Below are 21,003 nucleotides of genomic sequence, written 5' to 3' on the forward strand. Positions count from 1 at the left end.
TGCACACGGAGCAAACGCGCCGGGAACCATGTCGAGCACCCCATCCATGAGCCTAAGCCGAATGAGCGGAAGGACCACGGGCCGTGGGACGATCTCGGCTCAAACTCAGACCATGACGCGCACGCCCGCGTCAGCTTTTCCAACGCCCTCCCCCTTTTTATTTCAGAGGCTCCGCACGGGCAAAAAACGTTGCGACGCACCATTTTTCCTCCTTTCGGCCGATATTTTTTTGTTCTCAACCGGTATGTTGGGCCGGAACAAACGGCACAAAAAAGAACTCATTCAGAGCATTTTCAGCATCACGACTATTTCAATAGTCCGAAATAATATCGAAAAATATTTCGGCACAAAACTTGCATACGTTCATGCGATACTCTTGGACAATGTTCCGTAATTTTTTACTCTAGGAGCACGCATGAACCTTTTCTTCAAACGGGCGGCAGTGTTCGGAGCCGCGGCGCTCTGCGCCGTGCTCTGCGCCCCCCGCAACGGAGCCGCAGCCATGGAAAGCCCTTCCTACTGTGCCACCATTTCCCAGAGCACCAATCCTCTGGCCACGCGCGGCATGGTGACTTCCCCCAACTATCTGGCCACGCAGGCCGGTCTCGACGTGCTGCGCCGCGGCGGCAACGCCGTGGACGCCGCCGTGGCCACGGCCGTCACTCTGGCGGTGGTCTATCCGCAGATGTGCACCCCCGGAGGCGACAACTTCTGGCTCATCTACAACGCCAAAACCGGCGAGCTGCGCGGCCTGAACGCCAGCGGTCGCGCAGGCGCAAAGGCCACCATCGACTTCTACGCCTCAAAGGGACTCAAAAACATTCCCTCCCGCGGCTACCTCGCAGCCAACACCGTGCCCGGCGCGGTTTCCGGCTGGGACGAGGCCTATCGCTACAGCCAGTCCGCCCTCAAGACGACCATGCCCTGGAAGGAGCTCTTCTCCTCGGCCATCGCCTACGCCAGAGACGGCTTTCCGGTGAGCACCTCCCTTTCCTACTGGAGCGCCGTCAACGCCGATCCCGACGACAAGGTGTTCCGCGATCTTCAGCGCTTCCCCGAATTTGCCCGCGTGTTCATGAAGGACGGCAAGCCCCTCGTCACGGGCGACATGCTCCGTCAGCCCGATCTCGCCGCCACGCTGACCGCCATTGCGGAAAAGGGCGCTTCCGAATTCTACAAGGGCGACATCGCCAAGCGCATCGTGGCCGATCTCGAAAAGAACGGCGGCATGCTCTCGCTCAAGGACTTTGCCGATCACAAGGCGGACTGGGTGGAGCCCATCCGCGTGAACTACCGCGGCCTTGCCGCCTGCAACCTGCCGCCGAACACCCAGGGCATGGCGTCCCTGGAAATTCTGAACATCCTGAACAATTTCGACGTGAAGGCCATGGGCGAAGGCAGCGCCGACTACTACCACGCCATCATCGAAGCCACCAAGGAAGCCTTCGCCGACCGCGACGCCTACCTTTCCGATCCGGCCTTCGTGTCCATTCCGCTGGATCGCCTTCTCTCCGAAGCTCACGGCAAAAAGCAGGCCGCGCGCATCGACATGAAGAAGGCCGCCGGTCCCAAGGCTCCCCTCGATCCCAAGGGCGACACCATCTGGCTCGGCGTGGTGGACAAGGACGGCAACGCCGTTTCCCTCATCCAGAGCATCTATCACGACTTCGGCTCCGGCATCGTGGCGGAAGGCACGGGCGTGCTGCTCCAGAACCGCGGCAGCTTCTTCTCCCTTGATCCGAAGCACGTGAACCATCTGGAACCCGGAAAGCGCACCATGCACACGCTGAACCCCGCCATGCTGCTCAAGGACGGCAAGCCCTACCTCGTGTACGGCACCATGGGCGGCGAAGGTCAGCCGCAGACGCAGGCCGCCATCGTGACCCGCGTGGTGGACTTCGGCATGTCTCCGCAGGAAGCCATTACCGCCCCCCGCTGGCTCTACGGCCGCACCTGGGGCGCGGCGTCCAACGACGTGAAGCTTGAAGGACGCATTCCCGCTTCCGTGGTCGAGGAACTCAAAAAGCGCGGCCATCCCATCAAGGTGGTCGAAGACTTCACCGACACCATGGGACACGCGGGCGCCATCCTCGTGCGGGACAACGGCGTGCTTCAGGGCGCCACCGATCCGCGCGGCGACGGCCTCGCCGCCGGCTTCTGATCCGGCTCTCAGCTGAAACAGCGCGGCCGAAGCGCCCCAAACGCCCCGGCCGCGCGCCCTTCCGATATTCCGAACATCTCTTCTTCCGACAGACAGACGACAAAAAGCCGTGAACATGCTCCCTGAGCACGCTCACGGCTTTTTCAAACGAGTCGGGGCCCGGCTACAGATCCACGGTGCCTTCCGGGCGTTCGGGCGCACGCTTCGGCTTCAGCCCTTCCACGGCGTCGCCGAGCTCGCGCATGGCCTTGCCCATCTGACGCCCGAGACTCTCGCCGAGCGCCGCCGCTCCGTCGCGGGCGTCGTCCCAGGCGCGGGACACGCGATCCCGCGTGCGGTCCGCTTCCAGCATCTCAAGCGTGCGGGGGCCTATGCCGCTCAGCTTTCTGCCGAGCTCTTCCAGGCGACCTCTGGTCACGCGGCCGTCCACAAAGGCCTCGCGCAGCAGCGGCAGCACCTTTTCCCGATAGTCCGAAGCCGAAAAAAGCTCCCGAAGCTCCACAAGACCGCCGTATTCCGCAGGACTGATTTCCGCTTCCTTCCAGGCCTTGTGGTCCATGTACTGACTGGCGAACAGAAACACGCACGCCGCCGCCAGCACGACGATGATCAGATTTCTTATCATGGCATACCTCCTCGGCAGACCGTTGAACGCCTCTTTGCGCTGAGCGCCGTCCCTTTGACTACTCCCCGCGATACTTCAGCATGCCGCCGTAATACACGCCGTCCTCCCGCACGTGAAACACCGTGGGATACACTTCCACGCCGGCGCGGACGGCTTCGGAAAGCGCTGCGGCATAGTCGGGATCCACGTAGTCGGCCGCGTCGAAACAGCGCCCGTCCGGCCGCTGAATCACGTACAGCATGGCGGCCCTTCCGCCCTCCGCCGCCAGGCGCATGAGCGTGTGCAGATGCTTGGTTCCCCGGGCCGTCACCGCGTCGGGAAACGCCGCCACCTCGTCTTCCACCAGCGTCACGTTCTTGCACTCCACCCACAGCGGCGGAAGATCGGGCCCCGTGAGCAGACCGTCGAGCCGGCTCTCTCCGTTCACGGCCTCGCGCCGCAGATTCGTGTACCCTGCCGCCCACGAAAGCAGCCCGGCGTGAAACATCGCCTCCAGCAGTCTGTTGGGCACGGAGGTGTTCACCCCGGCCCAGAAAAAGCCGTCGCCGCAGGGCTGACCCAGCGCCTCCACGGTCCATTTCAGCTTGCGCGCCGGATTCGTCGCCGGAGACAGCAGCACCGGCATGCCCGGACGCAGCAGACCGAGCATGGTGCCGGTATTGTTGGTGTGCGCCACAACTTCCTGACCGTCGAGCCTTGCAAGAACAAAAAAACGCTTTTCCCTGCGGACGAAACGACCGATGCGGCACCCTTCGGGATATGTCAGAAGACGCGTTTCCATGACGCTTGTTTCCTTTTTTTCTTGCGCGCGGCCCCTGCCGCAACGCAGCGTCCGCAGTTTTGAAGAGCCTCGCGACGGCAAAGCATCAAAATCTCCGCAACGGACTGCGGCAATGCCTTTCCCGGGCAAACATCAATTTACATGCCCCCGTGAAGTTGATAGACTTTACCGTGACCGTCAGGCCTTTTATCGCTCATATCAAACAGGAAGCGCAACCATGAACTTTGCCGACAGAATGAAAAAGATCAAGCCCTCCGCCACCCTTGCCATCAATGCCAAGGCCCTCGAACTGAAGGCTCGCGGCATCGCCGTCACCAGCCTGGCCGTGGGCGAACCCGATGCTCCCACCCCGCATCACATCTGCGAGGCAGCCAAGAAGGCCATCGACGAAAACTTCACCAAATATACCCCCGTCAACGGCATCATGGAAGTCCGCAACGCGGTCTGCCATTATTTTCAGCGTCAGTACAACGTCTCGGCCAGGCCCGAAAACGTCATTCTCACCACCGGCGGCAAGCAGTCTCTGGCCAACACGCTCCTCGCCATGCTCAACGACGGCGACGACGTGCTCCTGCCCTGCCCCTACTGGACCAGCTACCCCGACCTCATCCGTCTTGCGGGCGGCAATCCCGTGCTCGTGAAGGCCGACTCCTCCCGCGGCTTCCGCATCGACCCTTCCGATCTCGAAAAGGCCCTCACCCCCAGAACCCGCATGATGATCCTGAACTCGCCCTCCAACCCCACGGGCGTGGCCTACACGCAGGAAGAACTCGACGCCCTCGTCAAGTGGTGCTTCGACCACGACGTCTTCGTGCTGGCCGATGAAATGTATGAACAGCTCGTGTACGACGGCAAACCCGTGAGCGCCTCGCACTGGTGGGAAAAGTTCCCTGAAAAGATCGCCATTCTGAACGGCCTGTCCAAGGCGTTTTCCATGCCCGGCTGGCGCGTGGGCTACACGCTCGCCCATGAGGACCTCATCAAACAGTGCTCCAAGCTGCAGGGACAGATGACCTCGCACATGTGCTCCATCGCCCAGAAGGCCGCCGTGGCCGCTCTGGACGGCCCCTACGACTGCGTGGAGGAAATGCGCCTCTCCTTCCTGCGCCGCCGCGATCTCGCCATGGCCGAAATTTCCACCTGGCCCGGCGTGGTGTGCCACCGCCCCGGAGGCGCCTTCTACCTGTTCCCCGACGTGAGCGCCCTGTTCACGCCCCAGATGCCTAACGGAGAAGCCGTGTGCTCCATGCTGCTGGAAAAGGCCCGCGTGGCCTGCGTTCCCGGCGAAGCCTTCGGCGATCCTCACTGCATCCGCCTCTCCTACGCCGTTGCCGACGACGTTCTCATGGATGCTCTGCATCGCATAAAGGAAGCACTGTACAACTAAACCTCTTTACCGGATGGTGCGTTTATGACTCAGGCGAAACTTGATTGGGCCCATGCATGGATCGGCGGCGTTGCCGACCGTCCTTCCGACGACTCCCGCTTCATCGAAAAGCTGAAGCAGGAGCTGCCGGTTCTTCCCTTCCTGGCGCTTCCCTTTGCGGAAGATCTCATTCATCAGCTTGAAATTCATGAAGAATTTTTGAAGAGTTTCAAGCACATGCTGCTGCTCGGCATCGGCGGTTCGGCGCTCGGTCCCCGTGCGCTTCAGCGCGCCTTCGCCCCCGGTCAGGACCGCCCCAACTACGACGGCCCCTGCCTGTGGATTGCCGACAACGTGCATCCCGAATGGCTCCAGGAACATCTGGACAAGCTGGTGCCCGAAGACACGCTGGTGGTCGTGGTCAGCAAGTCCGGCGGCACCATCGAGACCATCGCCCAGTACCTCCTCGTGCTGCCCTGGCTGCAGGGCAAGCTCCCCGGCACCTGGCAGGAACATCTGTTCGTGGTGACCGACGCCAACAAGGGCTTCCTGCGCGACGAGGTGGACAAGTACGCCCTGCGCTCCCTGCCCGTGCCGGACAATCTCGGCGGCCGCTATTCCGTGCTCTCCGCCGTGGGCATGGTGCCGGCGGTGTTCCTCGGCATGGACTGGAAGGGACTCATTCAGGGCGCCATTTCCGTGGGCCGTCCGCTGGCGGAAAACCCCGACTCGCTGCTCGACCATCCTTCCTGGAAGCTCGCCCGCTGGGCCTGGCAGATGTCCGAAGCCGGCAAGAGTCAGGTGATCTACTTCTGCTACATTCCCGCCTGGTCCACGTTCGGACCCTGGTTCTGCCAGCTCTGGGCGGAAAGCCTCGGCAAGGACGGCAAGGGCACCATGCCCATTCCCGCCACCGGCGTGACCGATCAGCATTCCCTGCTTCAGATGTTCCTCGACGGCCCCAAGGACAAGATCTGCCTCTTCGTGAGCACGCCCGCCAACAAGACGCTGCTGCCCATGCCCACCAAGCTGCCCGAACAGTGGCAGTACCTGAAGGGTCACAGCTTCGGCGACATTCTCGACGCCGAAACCCTGGCCACCCGCGCCACCCTGGCGCAGAAGGACGTGCCCGTGGTGCATCTCGACATGCCCGATGAAAGCGCCTTCTCCGCCGGCAAGATGATGATGCTCCTCGAAGCCGCCACCATCTTCACCGGCTGGCTCATGGGCATCAATCCCGTGGATCAGCCCGCCGTGGAAAACGGCAAGAAGCTCGCGCGCGCCCGCCTCGGCATGCCCGGCTCCGAAGAAGACGCGGCCAGACTGGCCATGTTCACCGCCATTCCCTCGGAAACCATGAACTTCTAACATCGGCAGCCGCGTCTGCAAAAGAGGCGAAATGCGCTTCTTTGCAGGCGCGGCGCATGTTTTTCACGCCCGCCCCCTTTCGGCGCGGCAAACATCGTCTCCGGCGAGCGGCCCGTCGCCGCGCGGCCTTCCCCCTTTTCCACGCCTCTTGCCCGAAGGAACCCTTATGGATGACGCAAGTCAGAACAGCGCAGAAAACAAGCTGCCGTTCAATCTGGCCAAGTTCTTCTCCTACATCTCGCTGGTGCTGATTCTCATCTCCAGCGTCATCCTCACGCTTTTCATCGGCAGCACCATGAACCGCTCCATGCTGGAAAGTCAGGAGGAATACGCGCTGCTGCTTGCAGACAACATCAACCGCCAGATTTTCCGCAAGTTCACCCTGCCCGTCACCTACGCCTCGGGCCGCGTGGCGCTGTCCAATCCGGCGCAGTACAAGCTGCTCGACGAAGTCATTCAGTCGCAGCTGCACGGTCTGCAGCTCGAAAGCGTGCGCCTGTTCGACGATCACTACACCATTCTCTATTCCACCGATCCCAGAGAAGTGCGCCGAACCGACATGTACACCGCCGGCATTCCGCTGGTGTTTGAAGGAAAGCCCCATCACTTCGACGTGCTCTCCTCCATGCCCTACGCGCAGGCGCTCGTCACGCCGAATCTGCCCAAGGGCACCTTTCTGCTGCGCACCGTGTTCCCCCTCACTGTGGACACCGACTTCCAGGGTCTGCGGCTGCACGGTCAGCCCGTGCCCGTGCTCGGCGTGCTGGAAATCGTGCAGGACATGACCCCCCAGTATCGGGGCACCATCCGCTCGCAGTGGCTCATCATCACGGGCTTTCTCATTTCCACGCTGATCCTGTTCTTCCTGCTGCACTTCGTGGCGCGCAAGGCCGAATTCACCCTGAGCCGCCGCATGGCCAGAAACCGGCAGCTCGAAGCCCAGCTGCATCAGGCGGAAAAACTCGCCAGCATGGGCCGCATGGTGGCCTCCATCGCCCATGAAATACGCAATCCGCTGGGCATCATCCGTTCCAGCTCCGAATTTCTCATCCGCCGCCACAAGACGGAAGACGCCACCACGCAGGCCATGCTCTCCGCCATTTACGACGAATCGTGCCGCCTCGGCACCACGGTGAACGATTTTCTCGACTACGCCAGACCGCGTCAGCCCCGTCAGGACGTGGTGAACATTCAGGACGTCATCAACAAGGCCATGGCCTTTCTCGGCGGCGAATTTCAGCGTCAGGGCATAGAGGTGCATGCCGATCTTTCGCCCGACGTCACCGTGCTCGGCGACGCCGACCTGCTCTACCGCGCCTTCTACAACATTCTGGCCAACGCGCAGCAGGCCATGCAGGGGCCGGGAGAAATCTTCATCGAAAGCTCCCTGCCTTCCGACGGCAAAGTCACGCTCACGTTCCGCGACACGGGGCCGGGATTCAGCGAAGACGCCCTGAACAAGGCCATGGATCCGTTCTTCACCACCAAGGACAACGGCACCGGCCTCGGCCTGCCCATCGTGCAGGCCATCATTGACGCCCACGGCGGAACCATGAAACTCTCCAACGCTCAGCAGGGAGGCGCGCTCATCACCATCAGCTTCCCCGCCCGCAAGTCGTCTGAAGAAGAAGGAAACAGTCATGAGTGATATATCCCACATTCTCGTCATCGACGATGAAAAGAACTATCTCATCGTCATGGAGGCGCTGCTCAAGGATGCAGGCTACGAAGTGACCGCCTTGAACGATCCTGAAATGGCCCTCCATTTTCTCGACGAATCGGAAGTCGACGTCGTCATCACCGACATGAAGATGCCGAAGCTCTCCGGCAAGGAAGTGCTTCAGCGCATCAAGAAGTCGTGGCCGGATCTGCCGGTGCTCATCATGACGGCCTTCGGCAGCATTGAAAGCGCGGTGGAAGCCATGCGCTACGGCGCGTTCGACTACATCACCAAGCCCTTTGCCAACGACGAGCTGCTGCTTTCCGTCCACAACGCCGTAGAGCTTTCCAAGGCCCACCGTCAGTACAAGCTGCTCCAGGAATCGCTGGAAGAGCGCTACCGCACGCATCACATCATCGGCAAATCCAAGGCCATCCGAAACACGCTCTCCATTGTGGACCGCGTGGCCGTGAGCCGTTCCACGGTGCTCATCACCGGCGAATCGGGCACGGGCAAGGAACTCGTGGCCCGGGCCATCCATTTCAGCTCTCCGCGCAAGGAAGGCCCCTTTGTTTCGGTCAACTGCATGGCCTTCAACTCCGGCGTGCTGGAAAGCGAACTCTTCGGCCACGAAAAAGGCTCCTTCACCGGCGCCGTGGCCACGCGCCGCGGCCGCTTCGAGCAGGCCGATCACGGCACGCTCTTTCTCGACGAAGTGGGCGAGCTCAGCATGGATCTGCAGGTCAAGCTGCTGCGCGTGCTGCAGGAGCGCGTGTTCGAGCGCGTAGGCGGCACGGAGCCCATCAGCGTGGACATCCGCGTGGTGGCCGCCACCAACCGCGATCTCGCTAAAATGGTGGAGGAAGGCACGTTCCGCGAGGATCTGTTCTACCGGCTCAACGTGGTGCAGATTCACATTCCGCCGCTGCGCGAGCGCCGGGAGGACATTCCGCTGCTCATCGCCCACTTCACGGAAAAGATTGCCGAAGACAACGGCATTCCCACCAAGAGCTTCAGCCCCGAAGCGCAGAACTATCTCACCGGCTACGACTGGCCCGGCAACATCCGGCAGCTTCAGAACGTGCTGGAAGGCTGCATGGTCATGGTGCCCGGCCCGGTCATCGGCGTGGACGACCTGCCGCCGGAAATCCGCGGCGAGGAATCGCAGTTCAAGAGCGCCGTGGACCTGCTGCCCGTGGAGCTCAACCTGGCCGACACGCTGGACAAGATTGAGGCGGCGCTCATCAAGCGCGCGCTCGTGCGCGCCGACTTCGTGCAGGCCCATGCCGCCGAGCTGCTCGGCATTTCCCGCAGCCTCATGCAGTACAAGCTGAAAAAGTACAACATCACGGGGCACTGATGCCGGGGCAACGTCATCCGGCACAGGCAGGACGATACGCCCTTCGCCCGACTTTTTCAGGGTGAACGTTCAAGGCGGACATCGCAGGATGTCCGCCTTTTTTCGGGCTGCGTCGGACTGCATCGGGCCGCGCCTGTTCCGGGCGCCGCCGCAGCCAAAGTCCGCCGTCGGGCGGATGACGAGCGCTTCTGCCGAGCCGGGCCGCCTGCTCCGATTCGGGCAGCGAGCGTCGGGCATTCCCCGAGAGCTTGACCGCGAGCCTGCCGCAGCATCCGCATGGCGTCGGTTTCTGGTCTGCCTTCCCCGAGGCGGCGTCCGGGCAGCACCGCTTCTGCATGACCTCGGCCTCCGGGGCGGGAAACATCCCCCAGTGTCCAACGAGCCCGCAGGCTTCGGCCTTCTGGGCCGTGGCGGCAGCACGCCCCATTTCCCGGCCGCATCGCCTCCAGAGTACAGAACCTTTCGCGGCAAACAAAAAATGGCAGCAAACAAGAAAATAAATAATTTCAGCTCTAAAGCGCCTCTCTTTCAGCTCCCCACCCCGCAGGGAGGCCCACCCTTGCGATGTTTCACGTGAAACATCGCCGCACCTGTGTTTCACGTGAAACACTCCTTGCTTTTCCCCATGCCTGCGTTTATGTAAAAAAGAAATCGGGAAAGGAGCTTGAATTTTGGCCAGAATCATTGCTGTCGCCAACCAGAAAGGCGGCGTGGGCAAAACCACCACGTCTGTCAACCTTTCCGCCTCTCTGGCTATCATGGAAAATCGTGTCCTGCTGGTGGATTGCGATCCGCAGGCAAACTCCACCAGCTCGCTTGGCTTCGACCAGCAGAATCTTCCGCGCAACCTCTACACGGCCCTCTGCGGCACCTCCACGCTGGAAGAAACCCTGCTCCCCACGGCCACGCCCTATCTCTCCCTGCTGCCTTCGTCCACCGACCTCGTCGGCATTGAAATAGAACTCGTCGATAAAATGGCCCGGGAATTCTATCTCGCCGATCTGCTCGGTCAGGTGGCCGACAACTACGACTACATCATCATCGACTGCCCGCCCTCCCTCGGGCTCATCACCATCAACACCCTGTGCGCCGCGCACGAAATTCTCATTCCGCTGCAATGCGAATTCTTCGCGCTGGAAGGCATCGTCAAGCTGCTGCACACCTATGAACAGGTGCGCAAACGCCTCAACAAGGAACTCAAGATCCTCGGCGTTCTGCTCACCATGTACGATTCCCGCAACAAGCTCGCCCGTCAGGTCAAGGCGGAAGCCGAACGCTGCTTCCCCAAGCACATGTTCAAAACCGTCATTCCCCGCAACGTGCGCCTGTCCGAAGCCCCCAGCCACGGCAAGTCCATTCTGCACTACGACATCAAATCCAAGGGCGCGGAAGCCTATCTCGAACTGGCGCGCGAAGTCGTGCATAAAACGGCCCTGCCCTGACGCAGGCGCTCCGTCGCCGCGGTCTGCAAGCAACGCGCGGCACGGCGAATCAGCAACGCCTGTCCCTCGCCCCTTTGCCCGGAAGGTTTCGCCTTCCGCCGCCACTCTGAACACAAAACATTTTTCCCGCCGCAGCCCTCTCAATCCCTGAACAGGCTGCGATGAACGGAGACGCCATGAATATACCCGAACGCGGACTCGGTCGCGGACTCAGCTCCCTGCTCAGCTCCGCCATGGAAAACAGCAGCGAAGAGCCCAGAAAGCTGGCGCTCACGCAGCTTGTGCCCGGCAAGAATCAGCCCCGCAAACACTTCGACAACAACGCCCTCGGAGAACTGGCGGCGTCCATCAGAAATCAGGGCGTCATTCAGCCGCTTCTGGTGCGCCTGCTGCCCGGCATGCCGCAGCGCTACGAAATCGTGGCCGGTGAACGCCGCTGGCGTGCAGCCCGCATGGCCGGTCTCACGGAAGTGCCCGTCATCGTCACGGAGTACACCGACAAGGAAGCCATGACCGTGGCCCTCGTGGAAAACCTGCAGAGGGAAGACCTCAACCCCATGGAAGAAGCCGAAGCCCTGCAGGCGTTGCGCGAAGCGCACGGCCTGAGTCAGGAAGAACTGGCGGAACAGCTCGGCAAAAGCCGCTCGGCCGTGGCCAACGCCCTGCGCCTGCTCCAGCTCTCCCCCTCCATGCAGGACTCCCTCGCCAAAGGCGACATCAGCGCCGGGCACGCCCGCGCCCTGCTCTCCGTAAGCGACGCCAAACTGCGCGAAGCCCTTCACGCCGCCGTGCTCCAGCATCACTTGTCCGTGCGCGAAACGGAATCCGCCGCCGACGTCTGCAAACGCACCGGCGCGCTGCCGGAAAAGCTCGCGCCCGGAAACCAGACGCAGACGCCCCGCCCCGCCCGCGCCCCGAAACCGCAGATCATCAAGAATCTGCAAAGCCTCCTGCGGCAAAGCAGCGGCACCAAAGCCACCATCAGCGGCAACGAACAGCAGGGACGCATCCAGATTCCCTACGCCAGCCCCGAAGAACTGACCCGCATCCTCAGCCTTCTCGGGCTGAATGAAGAGAAATAAAAAAGGATGGGACAGAACGGTGCAGGGCTTTGCCCTGCGCCCCGCATGGGGGCATCCTTTCCCCATGATCCCGTGCTTGAGGGCGCGCCTTTTCGGTGCGCCCTTCGATATTAAAAAAAAGGCCGCGGAGCACACCGCGGCCTGAAAAATGGCAAGGGAAGAGAACGGCGCGCGAACGCGTCCGCTCAGCTGACCTTTCGGAGTATGGCCAGGAACAGGGCGTCCTGCCCCGGAAACAGAGGAAGAAAGCTCCGCTGCTCCACAAGACGGCAATCCCCGCTGCGAAGTTCCACGAAACGGGCGATCTGCGCTTCGTTTTCCTCGCGATTCAAGGCGCAGGTCACGTAAAACAGCGCACCTCCGGGAAGAAGATGTTCCCAAGCATGGCGGAGAATGTCGGCCTGCGTGCGCACGGCTTCGGCAAGACGCTCCGGAGAAAGGCGCAGGCGAAGCTCGGCGTTTCTGGCTATCGTCCCCGTGCCGCTGCACGGAACATCCAATAATATCAATGGGAAAGATTCATTTATCTGCTGTGCGGCCGCGCATTGCAGCTGCGGCCACGGCAGCCCGAGGCGAAGCAGCGCGGCCTTGAGCTCCTCAAGGCGGAACGACGCCGGTTCGCCGGCGAGCGCCACATGCACGCCCTTTTCCAGCAGGGCCGTGGTTTTTCCGCCACGCCCGCAGCAGGCGTCCCAGAGCGGCGCTTTGGCGAGCCTCTCATCGGCAAGAATCCAGTCTGCCACGTATTCGGCCACAAGCTGGGAGGACGCGCCCTGCCGCGTCAGATTGCCCTGCTTTTCAAAGGTCTCCAGAAGCGTCTGCTGCTTTGCCGCGTCCGGTCGGTTTCTGTCCAGGCCCTCGACGGAAAAGCCGCCCTGCCCCACCGGCGTGAAGCCCTTTTCCAGCCAGTGCTGCACCAGCATTTCGCCCCACGCCCGGGAAAGGTTCGCCCGCCAGCACGGCGAAGGATGCGCAAGCGTGTTTTCTGCAAGGCGGCACGCTTCCTTCTCTCCGTACTGCGACGCCCACATGTCGACAAGCCACTGCGGCAGCGACGTCGCCGTTGCCGCGCCTTCCGCATCCAGCTCCTCGCGGGAAAGCGCCTCTTCCCTCCCGCGAATCGCACCTCGAAGCTCCTCCGACGCGCGATCCACGGCGCGCAGCACACCGTTGACCAGACCTCCCAGCCCCTGACCGAAACGACGCCGCGCCAGATTGACCAGCTCGTTCACCGTGGCCCGGGCCGGAATGCCGTCCATGAACAGAATCTCGTACGCTCCGAGCCGAAGCAGCATGCGCACCTGAAACGAAAGCGCATCCGGCTTTTTCAAAAATCCGGCCAGCGCCGCATCCAGCGCGGCATGACGACGCAGCACGCCATAGACCAGCTCGGAAAGCAGCGCGGCGTCACGCCCGTCGAGCGAGGCGGAGGTTCCGTACCGGGAAAGCATGACGGGCAGCGGCGTTCCGTCCTCGGGATGACGGAAGAGCTGATGCAGAAGTTCCAGCGCGCCCTTCCGGGCTGCGGAAACCGACGGATTTTGAGACGTTTTTTTTGTTTTTTCGATCATGGACTTGTCGTGCGGCGTTTTCGCGCCGGAGAAAAGCTCCTGGCGCGTTTTTCGATTTTTTTGCCGTGATGGAACGCAGAAAAGGCGGCCCGGCTCTCCGTTTCGTCAACACGCGGTAAGCGGCATCGACGTCGCCCACAAAAGAGCGGGCAAGAGAGCCCCGCCCTTCGGCCGCGTCGGCGTTTTGCCTGAGCGGAGGGACAAAAACGGCGCCTATTCCTTGCCGCCCAGCATGCCGTACGGTTCGGCAAGGCCGCGCAGACGCCCGTTGCGGAAATCTGCGGCGCTCATGGTGGACTTGCCCGCCGGACGCAGGCGCGTGATGCGGTAGGAACCGGAGCCGCAGGCGACGAGAAGCGCGTCGCCGTCCATGCCCATAAGCGTGCCGGGCGCGGCGTTCTGCGAGCTTTCCACGGGTTCGCCCGGCTCGATGCGGAGCATCACCGGCTCGCGGCCTTCCATGCGGAGCACGGTTTTGGCTCCGGGCGCGGGCGTGAGGCCGCGGATGATGTTGTGAATGCTCTTCGCGTCCTTCGACCAGTCGATATATTCCTCGGCCGCGGAAATCTTGGCCGCATGGGTCACGAGTTCCTCATTCTGCGGAACAAAGGCCGCTCTGCCCTCGGCGATCATGCCGAGCGCGCCGACCATGAGCTTCGCCCCGTGTTCGGCCAGCGTGTCGAACAGCGTGCCTGCCGTGTCGTCCGGCTCAATGCTCACCGCCTGCTGCAGAAGCATGGGGCCGGAGTCGAGCCCGGCTTCCATTTTCATGATGGTCACGCCGGAAATGGCGTCGCCGTTCATGACGGCGCGCTGAATGGGCGCGGCCCCGCGGTACTGAGGAAGCAGAGAGCCGTGAACGTTGTACGGCCCGAGCGTGGGAATATCGAGCACGCGCTGCGGCAAAAGCAGGCCGTAGGCCGCCACCACGAGCACGTCGGGCCTGAGATCGGCAAGGGCCTGCACGTCGGCGTCGTCGCGGAAGTTGCGCGGCTGATACACGGGCAGGCCGAGCTGAAGCGCCAGTTCCTTGGCGGCGGAGGCCTTCAGCTTCTTGCCCCGCCCGGCGGGACGATCCGGCTGGGTATAGACGGCCACCACTTCGCCGCCTTCCCACGCGGCCACGGCCTTGAGAATCACCGCCGCAAAATCCGGCGTGCCCATGAATACGATGCGCAGTTTCGACATGTCAGCTCCATGACGGACAACAAAGGGGCTCGCGCGCCTTCGTGCATTTAAAAATGTTGTCGCTGCGCGGGCAAGTTCGGCAAGAGCCCGACGTCAGCGTGGTCACACTGTACGGTCTATCAGTTTTTCCGTCCAGCCGGGATGGGCCCGAAAAAGAAAAAGGCCCGGACTTTCGTCCGGGCCCGAATGCTGAACAGACGGCGGGCGCAGGCCCGGCGCGGCTATCTTCTGCCCTTCCGTATTTTCTTGTCGTACAGAGAGCGCTTGAGATAGCTCAGGTAATCGATGAACAGCTTGCCGTCGAGATGATCGGTTTCATGCTGCATGCAGGCGCCGTAATAGCCTTCGCCTTCGATGTGAACGGGCTTGCCGTCCAGATCAAGGGCGTCGAGGGCCACGCGGCGGGGACGCTTCACCTTGGCGCGCAGATCGGGCACGGAAAGGCAGCCTTCGTTTTCCTCATGGCCTTTGGGATCAAGCACCGTGACCACGGGATTGACGAACACCCGGAAATCCTGAGGCAGGTCGGGATCGTTCTTTTCCTGCGACACGTCGATGACCACCACGCGCTTGAGCACGCCGATCTGCGGCGCGGCAATGCCCACGCCGCCCACGGTGGTGAGGGTGTCGAGCAGATCCTGCGCAAGGGCGCGGATGTCGTCGTTGATCTCGGCCACAGGTTCACTGATCTTGGCGAGCGTGGGATCGGGATACTGAAGAACGGGACGAAGCATGTTTTACTCCGCGGAATTGCTGGGAGCGGGGGCCGTCTTTTCACGCAGTCGAATGCCCAGTTCACGCAACTGCTTGTTGTCCACGGGGGACGGAGCTTCGGTAAGCAGGCAGGCGGCCTTCTGATTCTTGGGGAACGCAATGACGTCACGGATGGACGAAGCGCCCGTAAGCAGCATGGCCACGCGGTCGAGACCGAAGGCGATGCCGCCGTGGGGCGGGGTGCCGTAGTCCAGAGCCTGAATGAAGTAGCCGAACTGAGCCTTGGCGGACTCTTCGGTGAAGCCGAGGCCCTCGAACATGCGGGTCTGGTCGGCGGGGTTGTGAATACGGATGGAGCCGCCGCCGATTTCGTTGCCGTTCAGCACCATGTCGTAGGCGCGGGCCTTGGCGCGGGCGGGATCGGTAAGCATGATGTCGTAGCTTTCATCCTGCGCGGCGGTGAAGGGATGATGGCAGGCCACCCAGCGATGTTCTTCCTCGCTGTATTCAAAGAGCGGGAAGTCGGTCACCCAGAGCAGGTTCCAGGTGTTTTCGGGAATGAGGCCGAGCTTGTTGCCGAGCTTCACGCGCAAACTGCCGAGGGCGTTGTTCACGAGACCGGGTTCGCCGGCCTGGAAGAACACGATGTCGCCCACTTCGAGGCCGCACACTTCCGCAATGCCCGCCCTTTCCTTGTCGGAAAGGAACTTGGCGATGGGCGACTGCCATTCGTTTTCATGAATCTTGATCCAGGCCAGGCCCTGAGCGCCGAAGCCCTTCACGAAATCGGTGAGTTCGTCGATTTCCTTGCGGGTCATGGTGGCGCCGCCGGGCACGCGCAGGGCCTTCACCAGCTTGGCGCCGGCAAAGAGCTTGAAGGCGGAACCGTGAACGATGTCGGTCACGTCCTTGAGCTTGAGATCAAAGCGGGTGTCGGGCTTGTCGGAGCCGTAGTCGCGCATGGCCTCGTCGTAGGGCATGCGCTTGAGGGGCAGCTCGATGTCCACGCCGATGGCTTCCTTGAACACGCGGGCGATGAGACCTTCGGCCATGGCCATGACCTGATCTTCGTTCACGAAGCTCATTTCGATGTCCACCTGGGTGAACTCGGGCTGACGGTCGGCGCGCAGGTCTTCGTCGCGGAAGCAGCGGGCCACCTGATAATAGCGGTCCACGCCGCTCATCATGAGCATCTGCTTGAACTGCTGAGGCGACTGGGGCAGCGCGTAGAATTCGCCAGGAGAAAGACGGCTGGGCACGAGGAAGTCGCGCGCGCCTTCGGGGGTGGACTTGGTGAGGTACGGCGTTTCGACTTCAAGGAAGTCGAGGTCGTTCAGATAGTTGCGGCAGGCCTTCACGATGTTGTGACGCACGCGAAGGTTGTGCGCCATGACGGGACGGCGCAGGTCGAGGTAGCGGTACTGCAGACGCACGGACTCGGAGCAGTCGGTGCGGTCCTCCACCTGGAAGGGCGGGGTCTTGGCCGTGTTGAGCAGCTTCCATTCCAGCACCACCACTTCGATTTCGCCGGTGTGCAGGTTGGGGTTGGTCATGCCTTCGGGGCGGGGACGCACGCGGCCCTTGATGGCGATGACGTATTCGCTGCGCAGAATGTGGGCGTCGCGATGCGCTTCAGGAGCGACTTCGGGGCTGAACACCACCTGCGTGAGGCCGTCGCGATCGCGCAGGTCCACGAAGATGAGGCCGCCGTGGTCGCGGCGATACTGCACCCAGCCCATGAGGCACACGGTCTTACCGTTGTCGGCAATGGTCAGGTCGTTGCAGTGATGGGTGCGCTGCCAGTCACCCAGCGGTTTGATGTATCGGGCGTGTTCCTTCTGAACATCCACGACGTTTTTTTCGTTGTCTTCAAACTGGCTCATGACCATTCCTCTTTATTGTTCGGCGTTCAGGCTGGCGGCCGCGTCGGCGCAGGAGACCTCGTGCTGCTCGCCAGATTCCATGTTTTTAATGATGACGCTGCCGGAAGCCAGCTCGTTGGTTCCCATGATGAGCGTGAAGCGCGCGCCGGATTTTCCGGCCTGACGCATGGTGGCCTTCATGCTGCGGCTCTCGTAGCCCATGGTGCCGGAAAAGCCTTCGCGGCGCAGGTTCTGGGCCAGGGCGAACGCAGCGTCGCGGCAGGAATCGTCGAGCACGGCCACGTAGAAGTCGGGACGCACTTCGGGCATTTCGCGGCCTTCGAGCAGAAGCGCGAGGCGCTCCATGCCGCAGGCGAAGCCTATGCCGGGCACGGCGGGTCCGCCGAGCTGTTCCACAAGACCGTCGTAACGGCCGCCGCCGGCCACGGAGCCCTGAGAACCGATTTCGTTGGAAACCACTTCCCAGGTGGTGCGGGTGTAGTAGTCAAGGCCGCGCACCAGACGGTGATTGATCTGATAGGGCACCTTTTCCGCGTCGAGATGGCGCAGCACGGCCTCGAAGTGGGCGCGGCAGTCGGGGCATTCGTTTTCCAGAATCACGGGCGCGTCGGCCGTGAGTTCCTTGCAGTCGGGCACCTTGCAGTCCAGCACGCGCAGCGGATTGGTTTCCATGCGGCGGCGGCAGTCTTCGCAGAGCTTCGACTGATCGAGAGAAGCCAGCCAGTCGTGAAGCTTCTGGCGATACTTCGGACGGCAGCTCGAGCAGCCCAGAGAGTTGATCTGCAGGGTAAGGTTCTTCAGACCGAGTCTGCCGAGAAACTCCATCATCATGCAGATGATTTCCGCATCGGCCTCGGGTTCCTTCGGACCGAGGCACTCGCAGTTGATCTGATGGAACTGACGCATGCGGCCCTTCTGGGGACGTTCATGCCGGAACATGGGGCCGATGGTGAAAAATCTGCTCACGGCCTCGCGGGCATAGACGCCGCTTTCAATGTAGGCGCGCATGACGCCGGCCGTGGCTTCGGGACGCAGGGACATGGAACGGCCCTTGCTGTCGGGAATGCAGTACATCTCCTTCTGCACCACGTCGGTTTCCGTGCCGATGCCGCGGCAGAAAAGGTCGGTGTATTCCATGAGCGGAGTGCGAAGTTCGCCAAAACCGTAGCGGGGAAACACCTCGCGGGCAGTGGCTTCCATCATCTCAAAAAGACGGCTCTGCGCCGGAAACTGGTCGGCAAAGCCCTTGATAGCCTGAATCTGTGCCATGAACGGACTCCAGCAAAGTAGAAATAACGAATGAGGATAGGACCTTTTCTCCCCATTGTCAAAGAATTCCCCCCGCGCCGCGCCCGCGCCCCGCAACGGCGCCAAAGAAAAAATCAGGAAAAATCGCCGCGCCGCCTCCGCGCTTTCGAAGGCTCGCCCGGACTCTTCGCCCGGCCCCTCCCCGCCTCTTTCGGGCCGCCCTCCGGGGCGACTTCGGTTCGTTTTCGGTTCGACGCCGGGCCGCAACTCCGGGCAAACGTCCGGCCGCATTCCGAGCCTGCTTTTACCCCGACCCGCAGGGCGCATTCCGGGCATCTTTCCGGGCCGTTTTCCGCACGTCCTTCCGAACGACTCCCAACCCCTGACGAGCCTCGCCCCACCCTCCGAACAAACTCTCCGAGCAGCGTTCCGCCCCCCGGCATCCGTTCTCCGTTCCGTTGCATGCGGCCGGAAAACATGACAGAATAACAGGCTTGTGAACACATGGTTCACCTCTCCATATCCCTTCCTGCGAGACTGCCCCATGGAAGACATGATTCTTCGCGAAATCGTCGTTCTTTTTATCCTCTCCATCATCGTCGTTCTTGTCTGTCTGCGCTTCCGCCTGCCGTCCATCGTGGGCTTTCTGCTCACCGGCGTGCTGTGCGGTCCTTCCGCCCTCGGACTCATTCCCAGCCCAGAAGCCGTGGACACCATGGCCGACGTGGGCGTGGCCTTCCTCATGTTCTCCATCGGCATGGAGCTCTCCGGCAAGGAACTCGTGCGGCTCAAGAAGCCGCTCTTTCTGGGCGGCTCCTCCCAGGTGCTGCTCACCATGGCCTTCGTGTTCCTGCTCACGTTCTGGTGGAGCGGGCCGCGGCTCGGCATCGTGTACGGCTGCATGGTCACGCTCTCGTCCACGGCCATCGTGCTGAGCATTCTCCAGCAGAAGGCGCTCACCGAATCCCCGCAGGGGCAGGTCTGCCTCGCCGTGCTCATTTTTCAGGATCTCGCCATCGTGCCCATGGTGCTCATCTTCCCGCTGCTGGCGGGCGGCCTCGAACTCGACACCAATTCCATGATCTTCGCCGTGGGCAAGGGCGTGCTCGTCATCGGCGGCATTCTCCTTTTCGGCAAATACCTGCTCCACCGGCTCATGTTCAGCGTGGTGAGCACCCGCAGCCGCGAGCTCATGCTCATGACCACCCTCGGCCTGTGCCTCGCCGTGGCGCTCATCACCTCGTGGCTCGGCCTCTCGCTCGCCCTCGGCGCGTTCCTCGCCGGCCTCATGATGGCCGAGTCGGAATACAGCCTCAACACGCTTGAGAGCATCATGCCCTTCAAGGAAGTGTTCTCCAGCATCTTCTTCATTTCCGTGGGCATGCTGCTCGACGTCAAATTCTTCCTCACGCATCTGCCCGTCATCTCCCTGTGCGCCGCGGCCATCATTCTGGCGAAAATCCTCATGGTCGTGCCCGCGGTGCGCGTGCTTAGGTACTCCATGCGCACGGCCCTGCTTACGGCCTTCAGCCTCGCCCAGGTGGGTGAATTCTCCTTCGTGCTCGCCAAGTCCGCCCTCGGCCTCGAACTCATCAGCAACGACGCCTATCAGATCTTCCTCGCCTCCAGCATTCTGACCATGGTGCTCACCCCCCTGCTCATCGGCGCGGCTCCCAGGGTCACCGGCAGAATCCTGAAACGGCCCAACATGCAGACCGCCGAAGCCGCCACCGACGACTCCGACGAACACGACGCCGAAGACAACGCCCACGGCATCATCCGCGACGGCCGGCAGCTCAAGGATCACCTCATCATCATCGGCTTCGGCATCGGCGGGCAGATCATGGCCCACGGCGCAAAAAGCTGCGGCATTCCCTACATCATTTCGGAAATGAATCCCGACACCGTGGAAAAATACCGCGCCACCGAACCCATCCGGCACGGCGACGCCTCCTTCCCGCTGGTGCTGGAACATCTCGGCGCGTCCACGGCCAGGGCGCTCGCCATTCTCACGTCCGATCCGGCGGGCAGCCGCGCCATCATCGCCAACGCCCGCGCCATGAATCCCTCGCTGCACATCATCGTGCGCACGCGCTTCCTCGGCAATCTGGACTCCTACAAGGAAGTGGGCGCCAACGAAGTGATTCCCGAAGAGTTTGAAACCTCGCTGGAAGTGTTCGCCCGCGTGCTCAACCACTACCTCGTGCCGCGCCAGACCATCGATCAGTACGTGTCCGCCATCCGCCGCGAAAACTACGGCATGCAGCGCAGGCTCGGCATGGGCGGCTCCATCATGGACAGCCTGCCCGATCTGCAGCTCGTGGCCTACGCCGTGGAAGAAGGCTCCCCCCTTGCAGGCAAGACCATTGCGCAGGCAGCGCTGCGCAAGGAACACGGCGTGACGGCCGCAGGCGTGCGGCGCGGCGATACGATCAACAACAATCCCAACGCCCAGACGCAGCTTCTCGCCGGCGACATCGTGTACCTTCTCGCCACGCAGGAAGCGCTCGCCAAGGCGGCGGTACTCTTCCACACCGAAGGGAGAGCGGCCTGA

The 21,003-nt window shown here is 62.2% G+C and carries 16 protein-coding genes; 9 read left to right on the forward strand and 7 right to left on the reverse strand.

The annotated features are described in order from the left end of the window. Together ACZM96_RS00655 and ggt are read left to right on the forward strand one after the other, a co-directional pair. The coding region (locus tag ACZM96_RS00655; RefSeq protein WP_489486689.1) for a hypothetical protein at positions 1 to 327 on the forward strand (327 nt) is incomplete at its 5' end. Positions 328 to 415: 88 nt separating this feature from the next. Beyond that, entirely contained in the window at positions 416 to 2,161 is a 1,746-nt protein-coding gene (gene ggt / locus ACZM96_RS00660) for a gamma-glutamyltransferase (RefSeq protein WP_489486690.1), read from the forward strand. Between the two features lie 163 nt (positions 2,162 to 2,324). On the opposite strand, the gene ACZM96_RS00665 is transcribed toward ggt, so the two are convergent. Next, the gene (locus ACZM96_RS00665; RefSeq protein ID WP_294484376.1) at positions 2,325 to 2,786 is read right to left on the reverse strand and encodes a hypothetical protein; all 462 of its coding nucleotides are present in this window, start codon (positions 2,784 to 2,786) and stop codon (positions 2,325 to 2,327) included. 58 nt (positions 2,787 to 2,844) lie between these two features. Continuing rightward, positions 2,845 to 3,567: a DNA/RNA nuclease SfsA gene (sfsA, locus tag ACZM96_RS00670; RefSeq protein ID WP_489486692.1), complete on the reverse strand. Its 723-nt coding sequence runs from the start codon at positions 3,565 to 3,567 to the stop codon at positions 2,845 to 2,847. 217 nt (positions 3,568 to 3,784) lie between these two features. On the opposite strand from sfsA, the gene ACZM96_RS00675 reads away from it, so the two are divergent. The 6 genes from ACZM96_RS00675 to ACZM96_RS00700 all read left to right on the forward strand — a co-directional run bounded on the left by ACZM96_RS00675 (position 3,785) and on the right by ACZM96_RS00700 (position 11,845). After that, a complete protein-coding gene (locus tag ACZM96_RS00675; protein ID WP_346665562.1) occupies positions 3,785 to 4,954 on the forward strand; it encodes a pyridoxal phosphate-dependent aminotransferase in 1,170 nt (389 codons plus the stop codon). Between the two features lie 24 nt (positions 4,955 to 4,978). Continuing rightward, positions 4,979 to 6,301, forward strand: coding sequence for a glucose-6-phosphate isomerase (locus tag ACZM96_RS00680; protein WP_489486694.1), 1,323 nt, complete (start codon positions 4,979 to 4,981; stop codon positions 6,299 to 6,301). Positions 6,302 to 6,467: 166 nt separating this feature from the next. Then, positions 6,468 to 7,949 (forward strand): sensor histidine kinase, encoded by a 1,482-nt coding sequence (locus ACZM96_RS00685; RefSeq protein WP_489486695.1) that lies wholly within the window; start codon positions 6,468 to 6,470, stop codon positions 7,947 to 7,949. Continuing rightward, positions 7,942 to 9,321 (forward strand): sigma-54-dependent transcriptional regulator, encoded by a 1,380-nt coding sequence (locus tag ACZM96_RS00690; RefSeq protein WP_294484392.1) that lies wholly within the window; start codon positions 7,942 to 7,944, stop codon positions 9,319 to 9,321. Before ACZM96_RS00685 ends, ACZM96_RS00690 begins: the two co-directional genes overlap by 8 nt. Before the next feature lie 671 nt (positions 9,322 to 9,992). Continuing rightward, positions 9,993 to 10,763 (forward strand): ParA family protein, encoded by a 771-nt coding sequence (locus tag ACZM96_RS00695; protein ID WP_294484394.1) that lies wholly within the window; start codon positions 9,993 to 9,995, stop codon positions 10,761 to 10,763. Positions 10,764 to 10,939: 176 nt separating this feature from the next. Next, complete coding sequence (locus tag ACZM96_RS00700) at positions 10,940 to 11,845, forward strand: ParB/RepB/Spo0J family partition protein (RefSeq protein WP_489486696.1); 906 nt, start codon at positions 10,940 to 10,942, stop codon at positions 11,843 to 11,845. 185 nt (positions 11,846 to 12,030) lie between these two features. On the opposite strand, the gene ACZM96_RS00705 is transcribed toward ACZM96_RS00700, so the two are convergent. From ACZM96_RS00705 to hisS, 5 genes are all read right to left on the reverse strand, one after another. Further along, entirely contained in the window at positions 12,031 to 13,416 is a 1,386-nt protein-coding gene (locus ACZM96_RS00705) for a transcription antitermination factor NusB (protein WP_489486697.1), read from the reverse strand. Between the two features lie 213 nt (positions 13,417 to 13,629). Continuing rightward, positions 13,630 to 14,604: a methionyl-tRNA formyltransferase gene (gene fmt, locus ACZM96_RS00710; RefSeq protein WP_489486699.1), complete on the reverse strand. Its 975-nt coding sequence runs from the start codon at positions 14,602 to 14,604 to the stop codon at positions 13,630 to 13,632. Between the two features lie 221 nt (positions 14,605 to 14,825). Then, on the reverse strand, positions 14,826 to 15,338 hold the full coding sequence (def, locus tag ACZM96_RS00715) for a peptide deformylase (protein WP_346665568.1): 513 nt from the start codon (positions 15,336 to 15,338) through the stop codon (positions 14,826 to 14,828). Between the two features lie 3 nt (positions 15,339 to 15,341). Continuing rightward, complete coding sequence (aspS, locus tag ACZM96_RS00720) at positions 15,342 to 17,201, reverse strand: aspartate--tRNA ligase (RefSeq protein ID WP_489486700.1); 1,860 nt, start codon at positions 17,199 to 17,201, stop codon at positions 15,342 to 15,344. 12 nt (positions 17,202 to 17,213) lie between these two features. Further along, the gene (hisS, locus tag ACZM96_RS00725; protein WP_489486701.1) at positions 17,214 to 18,470 is read right to left on the reverse strand and encodes a histidine--tRNA ligase; all 1,257 of its coding nucleotides are present in this window, start codon (positions 18,468 to 18,470) and stop codon (positions 17,214 to 17,216) included. A 532-nt stretch (positions 18,471 to 19,002) separates the two neighbouring features. On the opposite strand from hisS, the gene ACZM96_RS00730 reads away from it, so the two are divergent. Beyond that, entirely contained in the window at positions 19,003 to 21,003 is a 2,001-nt protein-coding gene (locus ACZM96_RS00730) for a monovalent cation:proton antiporter family protein (RefSeq protein ID WP_489486702.1), read from the forward strand.

The sequence above is a fragment of the Mailhella sp. genome (genome assembly GCF_057866825.1).